This window comes from Haemophilus pittmaniae, from assembly GCF_900186995.1.
Taxonomy (GTDB): domain Bacteria; phylum Pseudomonadota; class Gammaproteobacteria; order Enterobacterales; family Pasteurellaceae; genus Haemophilus_D; species Haemophilus_D pittmaniae.
Genome location: NZ_LT906463.1, coordinates 1,178,800 through 1,196,588, shown reverse-complemented (window position 1 = coordinate 1,196,588; position 17,789 = coordinate 1,178,800). Strand labels below are relative to the sequence as shown.

Annotated in this window: 15 protein-coding genes; all 15 read right to left on the bottom strand. The window is 41.3% G+C overall.

Annotated features, from left to right (window positions below; all coding sequences use genetic code 11):
* Positions 1-67: 67 nt before the first annotated feature.
* The 15 genes from lpxC to rsmH all read right to left on the bottom strand — a co-directional run bounded on the left by lpxC (position 68) and on the right by rsmH (position 17,787).
* A complete protein-coding gene (gene lpxC, locus CKV74_RS05970; RefSeq protein WP_095176864.1) occupies positions 68-985 on the bottom strand; it encodes a UDP-3-O-acyl-N-acetylglucosamine deacetylase in 918 nt (305 codons plus the stop codon).
* A 33-nt stretch (positions 986-1,018) separates the two neighbouring features.
* Positions 1,019-2,365: a cell division protein FtsZ gene (gene ftsZ / locus CKV74_RS05965; RefSeq protein ID WP_007243061.1), complete on the bottom strand. Its 1,347-nt coding sequence runs from the start codon at positions 2,363-2,365 to the stop codon at positions 1,019-1,021.
* Positions 2,366-2,451: 86 nt separating this feature from the next.
* The gene (gene ftsA / locus CKV74_RS05960; protein WP_007242867.1) at positions 2,452-3,726 is read right to left on the bottom strand and encodes a cell division protein FtsA; all 1,275 of its coding nucleotides are present in this window, start codon (positions 3,724-3,726) and stop codon (positions 2,452-2,454) included.
* A gap of 11 nt (positions 3,727-3,737) precedes the next feature.
* Positions 3,738-4,517 (bottom strand): cell division protein FtsQ/DivIB, encoded by a 780-nt coding sequence (locus CKV74_RS05955; protein WP_007243065.1) that lies wholly within the window; start codon positions 4,515-4,517, stop codon positions 3,738-3,740.
* A complete protein-coding gene (locus CKV74_RS05950) occupies positions 4,517-5,437 on the bottom strand; it encodes a D-alanine--D-alanine ligase (RefSeq protein ID WP_007242849.1) in 921 nt (306 codons plus the stop codon). Before CKV74_RS05950 ends, CKV74_RS05955 begins: the two co-directional genes overlap by 1 nt.
* A gap of 17 nt (positions 5,438-5,454) precedes the next feature.
* On the bottom strand, positions 5,455-6,882 hold the full coding sequence (gene murC / locus CKV74_RS05945; protein ID WP_007242933.1) for a UDP-N-acetylmuramate--L-alanine ligase: 1,428 nt from the start codon (positions 6,880-6,882) through the stop codon (positions 5,455-5,457).
* A gap of 156 nt (positions 6,883-7,038) precedes the next feature.
* Positions 7,039-8,091, bottom strand: coding sequence for an undecaprenyldiphospho-muramoylpentapeptide beta-N-acetylglucosaminyltransferase (gene murG, locus CKV74_RS05940; RefSeq protein ID WP_007242988.1), 1,053 nt, complete (start codon positions 8,089-8,091; stop codon positions 7,039-7,041).
* The gene (gene ftsW, locus CKV74_RS05935; RefSeq protein ID WP_039847891.1) at positions 8,092-9,276 is read right to left on the bottom strand and encodes a putative lipid II flippase FtsW; all 1,185 of its coding nucleotides are present in this window, start codon (positions 9,274-9,276) and stop codon (positions 8,092-8,094) included.
* A gap of 13 nt (positions 9,277-9,289) precedes the next feature.
* Positions 9,290-10,612: a UDP-N-acetylmuramoyl-L-alanine--D-glutamate ligase gene (gene murD, locus CKV74_RS05930; RefSeq protein ID WP_007242879.1), complete on the bottom strand. Its 1,323-nt coding sequence runs from the start codon at positions 10,610-10,612 to the stop codon at positions 9,290-9,292.
* Between the two features lie 109 nt (positions 10,613-10,721).
* Positions 10,722-11,804, bottom strand: coding sequence for a phospho-N-acetylmuramoyl-pentapeptide-transferase (gene mraY / locus CKV74_RS05925; protein WP_007242891.1), 1,083 nt, complete (start codon positions 11,802-11,804; stop codon positions 10,722-10,724).
* Positions 11,798-13,171, bottom strand: a complete 1,374-nt coding sequence (gene murF / locus CKV74_RS05920; RefSeq protein WP_007243001.1) for a UDP-N-acetylmuramoyl-tripeptide--D-alanyl-D-alanine ligase — start codon at positions 13,169-13,171, stop codon at positions 11,798-11,800. Before murF ends, mraY begins: the two co-directional genes overlap by 7 nt.
* Positions 13,164-14,651 carry a UDP-N-acetylmuramoyl-L-alanyl-D-glutamate--2,6-diaminopimelate ligase gene (murE, locus tag CKV74_RS05915; RefSeq protein ID WP_007242961.1) on the bottom strand — a complete coding sequence of 496 codons (1,488 nt, stop codon included), beginning with the start codon at positions 14,649-14,651 and terminating at the stop codon, positions 13,164-13,166. Before murE ends, murF begins: the two co-directional genes overlap by 8 nt.
* 29 nt (positions 14,652-14,680) lie before the next feature.
* Positions 14,681-16,501 carry a penicillin-binding transpeptidase domain-containing protein gene (locus CKV74_RS05910; protein WP_095176863.1) on the bottom strand — a complete coding sequence of 607 codons (1,821 nt, stop codon included), beginning with the start codon at positions 16,499-16,501 and terminating at the stop codon, positions 14,681-14,683.
* A gap of 12 nt (positions 16,502-16,513) precedes the next feature.
* Positions 16,514-16,831 (bottom strand): cell division protein FtsL, encoded by a 318-nt coding sequence (ftsL, locus tag CKV74_RS05905; RefSeq protein ID WP_007242865.1) that lies wholly within the window; start codon positions 16,829-16,831, stop codon positions 16,514-16,516.
* A gap of 2 nt (positions 16,832-16,833) precedes the next feature.
* Positions 16,834-17,787 carry a 16S rRNA (cytosine(1402)-N(4))-methyltransferase RsmH gene (rsmH, locus tag CKV74_RS05900; protein ID WP_007242920.1) on the bottom strand — a complete coding sequence of 318 codons (954 nt, stop codon included), beginning with the start codon at positions 17,785-17,787 and terminating at the stop codon, positions 16,834-16,836.
* Between the last annotated feature and the right edge of the window lie 2 nt (positions 17,788-17,789).

The window sequence follows — 17,789 nt, the reverse complement described above, 5'->3', positions numbered from 1 at the left end:
GGTATTGATAACACAGAAAATAAAAAAGCTATACTTCCGACGAAGTATAGCTTTTTCAGCAATAGGATTAAATTAAGACCTGCGTCGGTGCGACATAGCCTTGTGGGACTTCAGCCTTATCTTCGAAGGTCACAAATTCCCAAGCTTCTTGATTAGCCAACACTGCTCGTAACAATTTGTTATTTAATCCATGTCCGGACTTATAAGCTTTAAAATCACCAATAATGTTATAGCCAGCCATATAAAGATCACCAATGGCATCTAACATTTTATGACGTACCAATTCGTCTTTAAAGCGTAATCCTTCTTCATTTAGGATTCTGTAATCATCAAGGACGATTGCATTATCAAGACTACCACCCAAAGCTAATCCTTGAGATTGAAGGTATTCGATATCCTTCATAAACCCAAAGGTTCTGGCACGACTAATTTGGTGCACAAAGGCCTGTGCAGAGAAATCCATTACATAATTGCGCACTTTTTTACTAATCGCAGGATGATCAAAGTCGATGGTGAAATTTAGTCTAAAACCATTGTAAGGCGAAAGTTCTGCCCATTTATCGCCATCTTCAACCCGTACTTTTTGCTTGATACGAATGAATTTCTTAGCCGCATTTTGTTCTTCAATTCCAGCATCTAATAACAAATAAATGAAAGGACTCGCACTACCATCCATAATTGGGATCTCTGGCGCATCAACTTCAATAATAATGTTATCAATACCTAAACCTGCTAATGCGGCATTCAAATGCTCTACTGTAGAAACCCGAATGCCTTGTTCATTGACTAATGCCGTACAAAGCATCGTGTCTCGAACAGAATCTGCATTCGCCGGAAAAGTTACCGGGGGATTAAGATCGGTTCTGCAATAAAGCACGCCTGTATTTGGCATAGCAGGACGCAGTGTTAAAGTCACTTTTTTTCCACTGTGTAAACCAACACCTGTGACTTTAATACTTTGTTTTAATGTTCTTTGTTTAATCATATGATGACCTTATTGCTTCACAACAAGTATTAATTATTTTTCATCCCGACCAAAGGTACTCGGATTGAAAATATGTCTATTTTTCTTTAATTCTTCCAAACGCTCGCCAATAGGTCTTTCTAAACCACTACCATAACTATTACTTGGTTGCTCTGGTTGACTATAACCTGATTGCGCATGTTGGAAATTACGTACAGCATCTTCTGCACTTCTCAAGCCTCCAACCGGAGGACGAGGCTGAATAGCAGCTTGCTCATGATGTTCTACGGCATGTTGCATAGATTGCTGAGCTATATTTTGTTGAATGGGCTGCTGACGCGGCACAACTTGAATTTCTTCGTTAGGTGTAAGCTCGCCTAATCCAGTTGCCACGATAGTTACACGAATTTCATCTGTCATATCTGGCACTAAAGTTGTTCCAACAACGATAGTTGCTTCTTCTGAAGCAAAACTACCAACGGTTTCACCAATCACATTAAATTCGTCAAATGCTAAATCAAAACCACCGGTAATATTGATCAAAATACCTTTGGCATTGGTTAAATCAACTTTTTCTAATAAATCGTTACGAACAGCAATACGGGCAGCCTCTTCCGCACGACCTTCGCCAGGGGCACTCTTAGCAGAACCGAAGCCGATCATTGCTTGTCCCATTTCGGACATTACAGTACGTACGTCTGCAAAGTCTACATTAATCATCCCTGGAGAGGTAATCATATCAGAAATCCCCATCACAGAATTACGTAACACATCATTCGCAGCAGCAAAAGCATCAATTAATTTAGCATTTTTTGGTAGAACTTTTTGAATTTGTTGGTTTGGAATAATAATCATCGAATCAACGTATTGAGCGAGATCTTTAATTCCTAACTCTGCAAATTGCATACGTTTACGGCCTTCAAACACAAAAGGTTTAGTGACGACCGCTACGGTTAAAATACCCAATTCTTTAGCAACTTTAGCAACAATTGGTGCTGCTCCGGTACCAGTACCACCACCCATACCGGCAGCAATAAATACCATATCTGCACCTTCAAGCATCTTACGAATCTCTTCTTGATCATCTTCTGCAGCTTTGCGCCCTACATTAGGGTTTGCTCCCGCACCAAGACCTTTAGTTGTTGCCCCACCAATTTGTACGGTTTGTTGCACCTGACTTTTACGCAATGCTTGAGCATCAGTATTAACAGCATAGAAAATAATTCGGCCATGCTCATCATTATCGATAGAGCTTTCACCTAAGAAATTGCCACCAATATCATTTTTAATCATATTGGCAACCATGTGATTAACAGCATTACCGCCGCCACCACCGACTCCAACCACTTTGATCAGGGCGCCAGACTGTTCTTCAAAATCACCGTACTCTGGGTATAACATTTGTGTTGTTCTCCGTTATTGCTAAATTTTGCGGGTACTTTATCAAAAGTAAAATTGTTGCTATTGTAGATTAAAAATAAAAATTCTCAAAATTCAGAGCGGACTTTATTGGCAATTTTTTTAATTCCTGACCAAATTGCACTAAATACGTTACCCTCACCATCATCCCGGCCAATCAGTTCATCATCACTATTGCTGTGGTTATATTGCAACAAACCAACAACCGTTGAATACTGAGGGCGATTTACATAATCAGTCAATCCTGTAATATTCAGTGGACTACCTATACGGACCTGACAACCAAAAACATCAGAGGCGCAGTCTTTCAAATCTTCAATTTGAGCACCACCACCAGTAATAACCACACCGGCAATCAATTCAAATTTGATATGTTTGTTTTCTAATTCGGCTTTTAAATGATCCAACTCATCTTTTACAACGCCTAGCAGCTCCATATAGCGGGCGGAGGTAATTAAAGATAAATCACTTTTAGTTAACGAGCGCGGTGCTCTTCCGCCGATACTGGCAACCTCAATCTTTTTATCTCCATGCAAACGCGCTGGATATAAGGCACTAGCATAATTAACCTTAATTCTTTCTGCTTCGGTACGGGATACGGTACAGGCATGAGCAATATCATTGGTAACAATATTACCAGCATAAGGGATAACCTTACTAAAACGCAATGAACCGTTGGTGTATACCATGACATTCATAGTGCCGGCCCCAAAATCGATTAGGCAAACCCCTAAATCTTTTTCATCCTCGGTTAGTACCGAGTGAGTCGCAGCGAAACCAGAGAATACTACTTTGTCAACTTGTAACCCACAACGTTCCACCGCTTTTTTCAAATTATTTTGCCAATCTTGATGGCAAGCGATTAAATGAACATTAGCCTTTAAACGAACGCCTTGCAAACCTAATGGGTTTTTAATATTAAACTGACGATCGACAGCGTATTCTTGCGGAATAACATGTAACAACGAAAGCCCTTCAGGCAGCTTGATCGAACTTGCGGTATGTAACGCGGAATCAATTTCTTCTTGTGTAACTTCACCTTCAGCAATAGGTACAAAACCGCTTTCGTTCAAACTCTGAATATGTTCACCAGTAATCGCCAATGTCACACTCATTATTTGACAGTCAGCCATTGATTCAGCAGATTCAATCGCTCGCTGAATTGAATTAACGACAGCATCTAAATCTGTAATGCTACCGCGATCAATCCCTTTCGATGGACAACTGCCTACACCGAGAACATTTACCACACCATCCGGTAACACCTCGCCCACCACAGCAACCACTTTTGATGTACCGACTTCAAGACCTACAATTGTTTTAGATTCCACCACTTTCGCCATTATTCTCACACCTAATTATTTTCAGACATCCCTACAGCCGCACCCGATTCATAGCGCAGATCAATATAATCAATTTTTTTGCCTTCTGGCACTTCAATTTGCGGGTAAATGGTTACAAAACGGCCTAGCTTTGATTTCCACTCACCTCGTCCAAGACGCAACACTATATCATTATCAAGCGTGACTTGCCATGCACCACGCTCATCTATTACGATTCCCTTTACGGTGAGTCCTTTAGCTTTAAAATCATTATAAATTTGCTGCCAAGCTTCTAATACTTTCAAACTTTGGTAATCTGGTCCACCTAATAGAGGAAGATTATTTTCTTTCAATTTCTCGGCTGGCAATTGAAAGACTGTGCCATCCTTTGTTACAAATTCGGTTTTATTCCAAACAGCAACAGGTTGGTATTCGTTAACCCAAATACTTAAACGATTTGGCCAAATTTTTCTCACTACAGAGCCTTTCACCCACGGTAATGTTTCGATTTGCTCCTGAATTACAGAAACATCCTGCCCCCAAAATCCCTTCAATTTGCCCATTTTGAGTAATACATCCTGAATATCGGCATAACCGGTATAGTCATTTTTCCCGACCAAAGCATAAGCACTGATTGGTTTCTCATCTAAACTATCCAACCAAGTTTGCCGATAAATATAAGCAAACACAGCGAGAATAATGACAATAACAGGTAACAAAAAGCGGAGTTGCAGAAAATAGCGTAAGTGGGATAAATAATGCTTTTTCCCAAGGGACGTACTCTGCGGACTTTTTCGCTTAATGACATTCATTAGGCACTTAACTCCAAGATTTTAACCACTAACTGTTCAAAAGAAATTCCGACTGTTGCAGCAGATTTTGGGAACAAGCTATGACTAGTCATGCCAGGATTTGTATTCACTTCAACTAAACGGAAATGTCCTTGTGCATCAGTCATCACATCAATTCGACTCCAACCACGGCAACCTACCACATCGTAGGCTCGTTTAACTAAATCGGCTAATTCCTGCTCACGCTCGGCACTCAAACCAGCGGGACAAAAATATTGGGTATTATCGGAAATATATTTAGCATCGTAGTCATAAAATTCACCTTCTGGCACAATTTTTACTGCTGGCAAAACCTTTCCGCCCAACACAGGAACTGTTAATTCTTCACCCGCGAGCCATTCTTCAATCAACACTGTTTCATCAAATTTCAAAGCATATGCTACCGCATTTTTTAATTGTTCTAGCTGTTTAACTTTAGTCAATCCAACACTAGAGCCTTCCAGTGATGGTTTTACCATCAGAGGTAAACCTAACTTAGCGACAACCGCTGCCGGATCCAAATCCACAAAATTTTGTTTTGTCACAATTTCCATTTCGGCAACAGGTAAACCAAACGCTTTCCATAGCATTTTAGTACGCATCTTATCCATGGTCAGCGCAGAAGCCATAACGCCACAACCAGTATAAGGCAAGCCGATTTGTTCCAACAATCCTTGCATAGTACCGTCTTCACCACCACGCCCATGCAAAATATTAAAGACTCGCTCAAATCCGTCTTTTTTTAAGTCCGCCACATTATATTCTTGAGGATCAATCGGATACGCGTCATACCCTTGACTCAACAAGGCATCCAGTACTGCTTTCCCAGAATTTAAAGACACTTCACGTTCAGCAGAGCTGCCGCCTAGCAATACGGCAATTTTTTGTTCTTTTAAGTTCATTTTATTTCCTAATTCAATTAATGTTGCCAACTTTCCGCTAAACCGCGCGAAATTTTGCTCACGCTGCCAGCCCCTTGAGCAAGGATCAAATCACCATCTTGAATAATTTGATCCAACACATCACCTAGTTGGCTAACATCAGATACTAAAATCGGATCCACTTTGCCCAGATTACGAATCGAACGACATAATGCTTTACTATCTGCCCCCACGATCGGGGCTTCACCAGCAGCATAAACATCCAACATAATCAGAGCATCCACACCAGATAAAACCTGCACAAAATCATCAAATAAATCACGGGTACGACTATAACGATGAGGTTGGAAAATCATTACAATTCGTTTATCTCCCCAACCTTCTCGCGCAGCCTGAATGGTGACGCCCACTTCGGTCGGATGATGGCCGTAATCATCCACTAAACGAACTTTACCATTTGGTCGAATAAACTCACCCAATTGGTCAAAGCGTCGTCCGGCGCCTTGGAAATCAGCTAGCGCAGCTAGAATGGCTTCATTTTCCACGCCTTCCTCCTTCGCTACAGCTAATGCAGCCGTTGCATTTAATGCATTATGTTTGCCTGGTACATTGAGCAACACATTAATCCGCTCACCATCTGGACAACGTACAGTGTAATGACCTTGAAAGCCCGTCTGCTCATAATCTTCAATTCGATAATCCGCATGTTCACTGAAACCATAAGTAATTACTTGGCGACCTACTTGTGGCACTAGCTCCATCAACACAGGATCATCAGCACACATCACCGCCAAACCATAGAACGGCAAATTATGCAAAAACTTCACATAGGTCGATTTCATCTTCTCAAAATCGCCTTCATAGGTATCCATATGATCCGGTTCGATATTCGTCACCACCGATACCATTGGCTGCAAATGCAAGAATGATGCATCACTTTCATCAGCTTCAGCAATCAAATAACGACTAGCCCCCAAGTAAGCATTTTTACCAGCTGATTTCACCAAACCACCATTTACAAAAGTGGGGTCTAACTTCGCTTGAGTGTAAATCATTGAAATCATAGCTGTTGTGGTCGTTTTTCCATGGGTACCCGCCACCGCGATACCATGACGAAAACGCATAATTTCTGCCAGCATTTGAGCCCGTTGAATAACAGGTATACGCTTTTCTTGGGCTGCCACGAGTTCCGGGTTATCCGCTTTAATCGCACTGGACACCACCACCACGCTGGATCCGGCAATATTTTCAGCAGCATGACCAATAAAAATCTGTGCTCCGGCTTGTGCTAAGCGTTGAGTTACAGGACCATCGGCAATATCGGAGCCGGAAATACGATAACCTTCATTTAATAGAATTTCTGCGATTCCGCTCATGCCCGCGCCGCCAATGCCAATGAAATGGATCTGCTGCACCCGGCGCATTTCGGGAATAATTTTACGAATTTCTTCCGGAGTATGTTTCATGCTAAACCTTCTTTGCTAATCATGCCCGATACTAGCGGGCGGCTTTAAATAACGTAACCCTTTGATTTTATTAAATTTAAAAACGCCCCTTTGATTTTTGGAGTTTTCTCAAAAATAACATCTAAGTCATTGATTTTATTAGGATTGGATTAAAAACTAATTTGCGCAGTCAATCACGATTTTAGCAACATCAGACGCAGCCTGAGGAGCTGCCTTCGCTTTTGCTTTCTCAGCCATTTTTGCCAATTTTTCACGATCTAAATCAGACAGCAAACCAATCAAACGCTCAGGACTTAATTCATTTTGTGGGACAATCATTGCGGCTCCCGTATCAGCCAAATATTTAGCATTTAAGTATTGTTGCTGATCCTTATGCTGAAATGGCACAAAAATCGCCGGAGTGCCAACTGCCGCCAATTCACATACGGTAAGTGCACCTGAGCGACAAATCACTAAATCTGCCCAAGCATAAGCCTCAGCCATGTCATTTATAAATTCACTTAACTGTACTTTGTCGGCATTCTCACCATACCATTCGCGTACGCTCTGCAAAGCCCCTTTCCCAACTTGATGACGAACTTCTAATTTATCCCCCAACGCAGCAACGACTTTAGGTAAGGTTTGATTCAGCACCCGCGCACCTTGACTACCACCGACCACCAAGAGACGTAATTTACCTTGACGCGTAGCAAAACGCTGCGCGGGTGGAGCCATTTCAAATAGTGACTGACGTACCGGATTCCCAACGACTTGCGCATCCGCAAATGCACCGGGAAAAGCCTGTAATACACGCTTAGCCACTTTCGCCAACCATTTATTAGTCAGCCCCGCAACGGCATTTTGCTCATGCAAAATCACCGGCACACCACACAATTTGGCTGCAATGCCACCCGGGCCGGACACATAACCGCCCATTCCCAATACTGCATTTGGCTGATAGTCACGAATAATCGCTCGGGCCTGTAGTACTGCCCGTAAAATAGCAAAAGGCGCGAGCAACAAGGCTTTTACTCCTTTACCGCGCAAACCGGAAATTTGAATAAAACGAATTGGAATACCATGTTGAGGCACCAATTGGGCTTCCATACGATCCTTTGTCCCCAGCCAACAAATCTCCCAGCCTTGCTTTTGTAGCTCTGCGGCAACCGCCAAAGCAGGGAAAACATGGCCGCCGGTCCCGCCAGCCATAACCAATAATTTTTTAGTCATCTAATCATCCCTTAATCGTGCCTGACCGCCCCGTTGAAGGCGATTTTCATGATCAATGCGTAGCAAAATACCAACGGTGGCTGACATGATAATAATACTAGAACCACCGTAACTCACTAGTGGGAAGGTTAAACCTTTGGTGGGTAACATGCCTAACGCCATGCCTAAGTTTACGAAGCCCTGGAAGAAAATCCAAAAACTAATCCCTAGAGCAAAGAAACCGCGAAAACGCTGCTCTAACATCAACGATTCACGACCAATTTTCAAGGCTCGGAAAATTAATAAGCCAAGCAAAATTACGACAATCACAATACCGATAAAACCAAACTCCTCACCAATGATCGCCATAATAAAGTCGGTATGGGCTTCCGGTAGATATTCCAGCTTCTGGATAGAGTTACCTAAGCCTTCTCCACTAATTTCACCGCGACCAAATGCCATCAAGGAGTTGGTCAACTGGAAACCGGTTCCGTAAGGATCCTTGAAAGGTTCTAAAAAGCCGGTAAAACGTTTTAAACGATAAGAAGCGGACACGACCAACCACAAGCCTAGAATACCGCCGGTGGCAATAAGAAATAAGAATTGTAAGAAGTGGGCACCAACGATAAATAGCATGCCAAACGTAATCACAAAGAGTACAACGGTTGAGCCCATATCTGGCTGCACTAAAAGGAAAATCCCCATCACACCCATCACGATAAACGGTTTAATCGCACTGAATTTACGCCCACGAACTTCGTCATAACGGCGGGTAAAATAGCTTGCCAAGAAACAAGTCAAGGCCAACTTGGCAAATTCTGCCGGCTGGAAATTTAAAATCCCCAAAGAAATCCAACGTTTCGCTCCATTGACAGAGGTACCTATCACTAACACCAAAATAAGCATAATTACCGCTATCCAGAAAATAGCCGCATGCATTTTCTCCCATTTAGCGGAAGGGAAACGTAAAGTGATGTAACAGGTAACCAGAGATAGCAATACATATACCGCATCGCGTTTGGCAAAGTAGAACGGGTCATTGTAAAGCCGCGAACTGTAAGGCATAGAAGCGGAAGTGACGGCAATCAAACCGATCATTAACAAAATGACAAAAAGCCACCAGAGCGCTCGGTCATAGAGCAATCCCTGTGGCGTAATACGCATCCAGCGGTCATAACTTTGCTTGAGCTGTGTAATAAATTCCATCATTAACCCGCTATCACTTTAAATTCGCCAAACGGGTAAATTCTTCTCCCCGCTTTTCAAAGGACGGGAATTGATCCAAGCTAGCACAAGCTGGAGAAAGCAACACCATATCGCCTACAACCAAATGCGGGCGTAAAAACTCTATGGCCTGTTGCATTGTTTCAAAAAGATGGGAATGTGAAGAGAGTGCGGCAAGCTGCGCACCATCACGGCCAAAACAATAACAAATAATATTCGGTTTTTCGATAAGTGTGGCTAACTCAGAAAAATCAGCACCTTTACCATCACCACCTAATAATAAATGTAATGTTCCTTTTACCTGTAAACCACTAAGAGCAGCCACAGTACTGCCTACATTGGTTGCTTTAGAATCATTAATCCAACGAACACCATTTACATTGGCTGCTAGTTGGAAACGATGATCTAATCCTTTAAAGTGACGTAAGGTATGACGCACCGCAGCTAATGGGATACCTACGGCTTCGCTCAATGCTGTCGCAGCCAAACAATTCATATAGTTGTGACGACCAACCAAACTGACTTCTCCACAAGGTAAAATCACTTCGTCGCCAGCCATTAGATAGCTATCATCCTCTCCATGTCGCAACCAATAATCGGCTTGGCTTTCGGCAAAAGTATATACTTTTGAGGACGTATCCATAGCATCCGGTCTAGTCAGTGGATCTTCGTTATTCACCACGATATTTACCGCATTCTGATAGACTCGTAACTTAGCTTGACGATAATCTTCTAAATCCACATAACGATTCATGTGGTCTTCTGTAACATTTAATACTGTCGCAGCGGCAGCCTTTAAACTATAGGTCGTTTCTAGTTGGAAACTAGAGAGCTCTAAAACATAAAGATCGAATGATTGATTGAGTAAGGAAAGCGCCGGAATACCAATATTGCCCCCCATACCAACAGCTAAACCTGCAGATTTGGCAATTTCATAAACTAAACTCGTTACGGTACTTTTACCATTAGAGCCTGTAATTGCAATAATCGGTTTATCAGCCACTCGACAAAATAACTCAATATCACCAATAACTTCTACACCAGCAGCAATTGCAGCTTGAATTTCAGGTGTCTTTACCGCGAGCCCTGGACTAATCACAATAATATCGCTCTCAAGCAACCATTGTTGATTCAAACTGCCACAATGTAGCGGGATATCCGATGCTAATTGTTCTTTTCCTGCTGGACTTTCACGGGTATCAATAACTCGTAAGTGGGCATTTTGACTACGTAAATAATCGACACAAGAAAGCCCCGTCTTACCGAGGCCGATAATCGTAATATTTTTACCTGAATACAAAGTTGTTTGTTCGGTCATTTTCTGTCTTCTTTTCAAGATCAGGCCGTTAACATCAAAACTAGCCCACCATAAACCTAAAAATAGAATGCATCCTACCTCAGGGCAGGATACGAAAGAAATGTTGTGATTAACGTAATTTAAGGGTTACCAATCCCATTAATACCAACATCAAGGAAATAATCCAAAAACGGATGATTACTCTTGGTTCCGGCCACCCTTTTAATTCAAAATGGTGATGGATCGGTGCCATTCGAAAGATTCTCTGTTTACGTAATTTATAAGAGCCAACCTGCAAGATAACAGATAGAGCCTCTACTACAAAGACGCCTCCCATAATCACCAAGAGGAATTCCTGACGAACTAAAATCGCAACAACACCAAGCGCGCCGCCCAAAGCTAATGAACCTACATCGCCCATAAAGACTTGAGCAGGATATGTATTAAACCATAGGAATCCTAACCCTGCACCTACGATAGCTGTACAAAAAACGACGACTTCTGAACTATATTTAATATAAGGAATATGCAAATAATCGGCAAAATTGATGTTTCCGGTTGCCCAGGCAATTAAAGCAAAAGCGCCTGCGACCAAGGCCGTTGGCATAATAGCCAAACCATCTAAACCATCGGTCAAATTAACCGCATTACCAGTTCCAACAATGACAAAATAAGAAAGAACAATATAGAACAATCCAAGCTGCGGCATGATATCTTTGAAGAAAGGCACAACTAAGCGAGTCGCATCGGTATCATGGCCAAGCCAATACAGCCAAAGAATGGCAACAAGGGCAACCACCGACATCCAAAAATATTTCCAACGGGCAATCAAACCATCGGTATTTTTTCGGGTGATCTTCCGATAATCATCTACAAAACCGATTGCCCCATAACCGAACAGAACAAATAAACAAATCCATACATAAGGATTACTTAAATTCGCCCACAGCAGCGTACTGACTCCGATGGAAAATAAGATCATAATGCCACCCATGGTTGGAGTTCCACGTTTACTAAAATGGCTTTCAGGACCATCATTTCTGACTTCTTGCCCAAATTTTAATACCTGTAAACGCTTAATTACCTTTGGTCCAATCCAAAGAGAAATAAACAGTGCGGTTAATAATGCTAAAATAGCCCGTACTGTAATATATGAAACAACATTAAACATCGTCTCATAACGAACCAAAAGTTCTGCCAACCAAACTAACATTTAAAACTTTCCTTCAATGAATAAATAACATCTTCCATATGCATTGATCGAGAGCCCTTCCCTAGAACTACAACATTGTTATTATTGGCTAACTGTTGATGAATTATTGATGATACAAATGAGATCATTGAATTCTTATCATCAAAATGTTTTCCGCCGGTAGCCGTTGAAATTAATTGGCTCTCATTACCAAATGAAAGCACCAAATCTAATCCTGCTTGCTGAGCATATTCACCTACTTGAGCATGACGAGCCCCGCTTTCTGCCCCTAATTCTTTCATATCTCCGACAAGGAGAATACGATACGCTGAATAAGTGTTTAATACATCAATTGCGGCACATAATGAGTCAACGTTAGCATTGTAAGTATCATCCAACAATAGCAACCGATCACTTACTGTTATTGGGAAAAGACGCCCTTTAACCGCAGAACGATGAATCAGTCCTAATGTTACATCGTCCAAAGATGCACCAACATTCATTGCCAATGCTGCTGCTGCAAGTGCATTACTCACATTGTGAGCACCTAAATAGGGTAAATTAATTTCTGTTTTTCCTTGGGGCGTGTGTAGCGTAAATGAACTTCCGCTCAACGTGCGTTGAACATTCTCAGCCCAATAATCACCCCCATTAAAAAATACCACCGGATGGCAGCCAATATCATTTTGCCAAAGTGTTAAATAATGATTTTGCTGATTTAGAATAGCCACGCCATTTTCGGTTAACCCACGGTAAATTTCACCTTTAGCACGAGCAACACCTTCAATTGAACCAAATCCTTCTAGGTGCGCTGGTGCGACATTATTAACCAATGCTGCATTAGGTTGGGTAATTTGAGTTGTGTAATCAATTTCCCCCTGATGATTTGCACCAAGCTCAATAACAGCAAACTTATGTTGTTCCGTTAAACGTAATAAGGTAAGAGGTACACCAATATCATTATTAAAATTACCTTGGGTAAATAATACAGAATCCGCCCCCCCTGCCGTTTGTTGTAAAATAGATGCTGTCATCTCTTTTACCGTAGTCTTACCGGAAGAGCCTGTCATAGCAACTGTCCGTGGTTTTATTTTATTCCGTAACCATTTCGCCAAATCACCTAAAGCCAAGCGGCTGTTAGCTACAAGCAACTGAGGAACATTCAAAGAATAGTCAGCTCGCTCTACCACTAATGCAATCGCACCTTGGCTAATCGCTTTATCAAGATAATCATGAGCATCAAAATTCTCTCCTTTCAAGGCAAAGAACAAGCTATTGTGTTGATACTGTCGGCTATCCGTGTTGATCGCATCAACTACCGTCGTAGCATCGCCAATCAACTTAGCATTCAAAATTTCTGATAATAGTGCTGTTGTTACCTTAATCATTTTGAGGTTCCCGTTTTCGATTAATATATTGGCGAACAACTTCTTGATCAGAAAAATAATGCATCTCATTACCAATAATTTGATAATCCTCGTGGCCTTTACCAGCGATTAAGATGACATCCTCCTCAATAGCTCCACCCACTGCAAATTCAATTGCATCTTGGCGATTAGTAATTAATGCTACAGTATTCCTATCGCCAACCCCGGCTAAAATATCTGCTTCAATTTTTATAGGGTCTTCGGTTCGCGGGTTATCCATAGTAACAATAACAAAATCAGCCAAGCGATTAGCAATACCGCCCATTAATGGGCGCTTACCACTATCACGATCACCGCCACAACCAAAGACGCACCACAAACGCCCTTTGCAATGTTCTCGAGCCGCTAATAATGCTTTTTCTAGAGCATCCGGTGTATGGGCATAATCAACTAATACTGTAGGGAATCCATTCTCCTTAATAACTTCCATTCTTCCACAAACACCTTTGAGCCGAGATGCTGTTATAATTAATTCAGATAATGGATACCCTAATCCAAGTAAAGTTGCTGCTGCTAAGAGTAAATTAGAGACATTAAATTCACCGATTAATTCACTATGGAAAATACCATCTCCCCAACTAGAAGAAAAACCGATGGATGTTCCTCTATCAGTGAAATGGATTGAAAGGGCTTTAATCCATCGAGAGGAGATCGGCCGATAATGAGGATCAACACTCACCTCAATAACTGGTGGTAAATCCTTTAACCATGCCTTTGCACAAAAATCATCAACATTAAGTACTCGCAATCCCACATCTAATTCAGTAAATAAACGTTTCTTGGCTTCTCCATATGCTTCCATCGTATGATGATAGTCCAAATGGTCACGGCTCAAATTGGTGAAAATCGCAGCATCAAAATGAAGCGCTTCAACCCGATGCTGAGATAATCCATGGGAAGATACCTCAATAGCGGCAAAGTCTGCATCTTGCGCAACAAACTGCGCCAGTTGGGATTGTATTTCTACCGCTGACCCCGTTGTATTTTTGGACTCTGATAACCGTCCTAATAAACCATTTCCAATCGTTCCCATTACCGCTGAAGTATGTCCCAACAAAGTGGCCCATTGCGCTAATAATTGTGAAATGGTCGTTTTACCATTAGTACCAGTAATCCCGACAAGTCTCAACTTACTCGAAGGATCATCATAAAAATCGCCTGCAATTTTCGATAAATCACAACCTAAATTATAATATTGAATAACAGGGACATTATTCACAAAATAAATCTGCAAATGCTCTGTTGGAAGCCCTGCTTCAGCGAGAATTGCTACGGCACCTTTTTCAATTGCTGCTGAAATAAATTCTCTACCATCAACCACATGGCCTTTAATGGCAATAAATAAAGTACCTTCCGTTACTTGCCGGCTATCAAGGGTGAGCCCTGCAATTTCAACATCTCCCGCAAGGTTGATATCTAACAATGTACTCAATTTTTTCATTTTCTTATTTAATCTCTTTGTGTCGATGATTAATTGGTTTTCTCTAACTTATGATCGTTAAGACGCACTGTTCGCTTTGTTAATTTATCTGTTGGTTCTGCATCAGGTGCAATGCCATTAGCTCGCAATGCATATCCCATAATACTGGAGAATACTGGGGCAGATACTGCTCCTCCATAATATTGGCCAGCTTTGGGATCATTAATCAAAATAACTAAGGCATACCGAGGATCACTAATAGGCGCTAAACCAGCCGTAAATGCAACATATTTATTAACATAGTGGCCATTTTCTATTTTTCTTGCCGTACCGGTTTTCACACCAACACGATAGCCCTCTACCATAGCGCGTTTATTTTTAATTGCGACTTTTTCAAGAATACCAACCACTTCTTTACTAGCTTTTTCCGAAAATACTCGTTGGCCGATAACTGGAGGATCTACCTTCGTAATTGAAAGTGGACGATAAATACCATAACTGCCTAATGTAGCGTACGCACGAGCAATTTGTAACGGTGTCGTTGTAATACCATATCCATAAGCGACTGTCGCACGCTCAATATCAGCCCAACGCTTACGATTCGCATTTAAAAGACCAACTTGTTCACCAATTAGACCTAAATCTGTCGGCTTACCCAGCCCCGCGCTTTGATAGGTTTCCATTAAAGCCGATGGAGGCATACGTAAAGCTAAGCGACTTACCCCACGGTTACTTGAATTAATCAGAATCTCATCTATGGTTTGCTGTCCTCTCGGCGCTACATCTGTAATATCTTTTCCACTTAGATTAAGTGGCCCGGTATTAATGATTTCATCGCGACGGACCGCCCCACGTTGTAATGCAGTCAACACCACAAACGGCTTAACAGTTGAACCTGGTTCGAACGTGTCGGTAATAGCTCGATTACGTTTTAGCTCATCCTTAACGCTAGAAAGGTTATTCGGGTTATAAGAAGGTGCAGTAGCCATCGCCAACACTTCACCGGTACGAACATCAACTAAAACGGCTGTACCAGATTCAGCTTTATTTTCACTTACTGCTTTTTTAATTTCTCGATAAACCACTGATTGCAATTTTTCGTCAATACTTAATGTCACATCTTGAGCATCATATTTTTTCTGATCCGCAACATGTTCTACGATATTACCTCGTTTATCTTTGCGAACAACGCGCGCACCATCTTTTCCGACTAACATGGAATTAAAACTAGCTTCAACTCCCTCAATCCCTTTACCGTCAATATTAGTAAAACCAACCAACTGTGCGGTCTCTTCTACACGAGGATAAAAACGACGAGATTCAGTTTCTAAAGAAATACCTTTAATTTTTAATTCGCGAATATAATTCGCCTTACCAGCTTCAACTTGGCGGGCTAAATATAAAAAACCTGATTTAGGATTTTTCTCAATTTTTTTCACCAAGTCGTCGTAACGCATATCCAATACTTCTGCGAGTGCTTTAATTCGTTCCTTATCATCCAATGAATGTTCTTTGTAAATCATTCTAGGATCTGCCACGATTGCACTCATCGGTACACTCACCGATAACAACTGACCATTTCGATCTAAAATAGAACCACGTACAGACAACACTTCATCTTTGCGCAATGAACGTTTATCAGCTTCACCAGAAAGTGTATCCGCATCAATTGACTGTACATAAGCCGCACGAGTTACCAAGGCAACAAGGCCAAGAAAAATGAAACCAACGGACACAAAATAACGACTGCGTAAGAAACATTTCTCAAACACTTGTTTAGGTTTATTCGGCTTAACTGCGGCTGTTGCCGGTAGTTTTCTAATATTCTTTTTTGATTTAGCCGATTTTTTGGATGAGTTGAATCTGACCATATCCTTAAATTCCTACTCTACAATAACTACTTCTTGTTCTGGTTCTACTCTTTTCATATTCAACGTGCCAATTGCAATAGATTCAACCCGCGTATTATCGCTTTCAGTCGCTTCTTGCAATTGCAAATTGCGATATTCATTTTCTAGGGCTTGATGCTGCACTACCAATTGCCCATTTTCTGAAATTAATCCACGGGTTTGATGAGTCATCCAAATTGTGCCAAAGGCAGAAAGTAAAATAAGTATCAAAAGTACAACAATTAATTTATTTGCCGAAAAAATATCTTCAACCAATAAGTGCTGTAACGGATAACGTTCACTATTTTCCATATTTAAACCTTTTCAGCGATACGTAATACGGCGCTGCGAGAACGTGGGTTTGCATTAACCTCAGCATCGGTTGGCTTAATTGCTTTACCAATAATTTTTAATTTCTGACCACGTTCAATTTGATCTTCACGTAATGGTAAGCCTTTCGGTAATTCTACTCCTCGACTTTGCTTACGCATAAAATGTTTTACCATTCTGTCTTCTAAGGAATGAAAGCTAATAATCGATAAACGGCCTTGTGGTGCCAGTACATTCAATGCAGAATTCAATACGCTTTCGAGCTCATCTAATTCCGAATTAATAAAAATACGGATAGCCTGAAAACTACGAGTTGCAGGATGCTTATGTTTATCTTTAAATGGAACAGATTGAGCAATTAACTCAGCAAGTTGTGATGTCCGACTTAAGTATTCTGTAGCATTTTTATTAAACTCTACAATGGCAGTAGCAATCCGCTTAGCGAAGCGTTCCTCACCAAATGTTTTTAAAACCCAAGCCAAATCTTCCACAGAAACCTGAGCTAACCATTGTGAAGCAGAAAGACCTTTAGTGGTATCCATTCGCATATCCAATGGACCATCCTTCATAAAGCTAAAACCACGTTCAGCTTCATCTAACTGAGGGGAGGAGACACCAAGATCTAGTAAAATCCCATCAACTTTACCGACCAAATCTAATTTCTCACAAATTTCAGGAAGTAAAGAAAATGCACTATGTTCAATTTGAAAGCGGGAATCTTGGATTTTTTGTGCTTCGGCAATTGCACGAGGATCTCTGTCAATCGCGATTAAACGACCTTCTGGAGATAACTGGGATAAAATTAGACGAGAATGGCCACCTCGGCCAAAAGTGCCATCAATATAAATACCATCTTGCTTCAATGCCAAGCCTTCTACTGCTTCATGAAGCAGAACCGTAATATGCTCAGGCGCTGAAAAAGAGGTCGGCGTAGTCATAA

What these genes read in the sequence shown, in the direction of transcription:
- lpxC (WP_095176864.1), bottom strand. Translation starts at nt 985, where the DNA reads ATGATTAAACAAAGAACATTAAAACAAAGTATTAAAGTCACAGGTGTT.
- ftsZ (WP_007243061.1), bottom strand. Translation starts at nt 2,365, where the DNA reads ATGTTATACCCAGAGTACGGTGATTTTGAAGAACAGTCTGGCGCCCTG.
- ftsA (WP_007242867.1), bottom strand. Translation starts at nt 3,726, where the DNA reads ATGGCGAAAGTGGTGGAATCTAAAACAATTGTAGGTCTTGAAGTCGGT.
- CKV74_RS05955 (WP_007243065.1), bottom strand. Translation starts at nt 4,517, where the DNA reads ATGAATGTCATTAAGCGAAAAAGTCCGCAGAGTACGTCCCTTGGGAAA.
- CKV74_RS05950 (WP_007242849.1), bottom strand. Translation starts at nt 5,437, where the DNA reads ATGAACTTAAAAGAACAAAAAATTGCCGTATTGCTAGGCGGCAGCTCT.
- murC (WP_007242933.1), bottom strand. Translation starts at nt 6,882, where the DNA reads ATGAAACATACTCCGGAAGAAATTCGTAAAATTATTCCCGAAATGCGC.
- murG (WP_007242988.1), bottom strand. Translation starts at nt 8,091, where the DNA reads ATGACTAAAAAATTATTGGTTATGGCTGGCGGGACCGGCGGCCATGTT.
- ftsW (WP_039847891.1), bottom strand. Translation starts at nt 9,276, where the DNA reads ATGGAATTTATTACACAGCTCAAGCAAAGTTATGACCGCTGGATGCGT.
- murD (WP_007242879.1), bottom strand. Translation starts at nt 10,612, where the DNA reads ATGACCGAACAAACAACTTTGTATTCAGGTAAAAATATTACGATTATC.
- mraY (WP_007242891.1), bottom strand. Translation starts at nt 11,804, where the DNA reads ATGTTAGTTTGGTTGGCAGAACTTTTGGTTCGTTATGAGACGATGTTT.
- murF (WP_007243001.1), bottom strand. Translation starts at nt 13,171, where the DNA reads ATGATTAAGGTAACAACAGCACTATTATCAGAAATTTTGAATGCTAAG.
- murE (WP_007242961.1), bottom strand. Translation starts at nt 14,651, where the DNA reads ATGAAAAAATTGAGTACATTGTTAGATATCAACCTTGCGGGAGATGTT.
- CKV74_RS05910 (WP_095176863.1), bottom strand. Translation starts at nt 16,501, where the DNA reads ATGGTCAGATTCAACTCATCCAAAAAATCGGCTAAATCAAAAAAGAAT.
- ftsL (WP_007242865.1), bottom strand. Translation starts at nt 16,831, where the DNA reads ATGGAAAATAGTGAACGTTATCCGTTACAGCACTTATTGGTTGAAGAT.
- rsmH (WP_007242920.1), bottom strand. Translation starts at nt 17,787, where the DNA reads ATGACTACGCCGACCTCTTTTTCAGCGCCTGAGCATATTACGGTTCTG.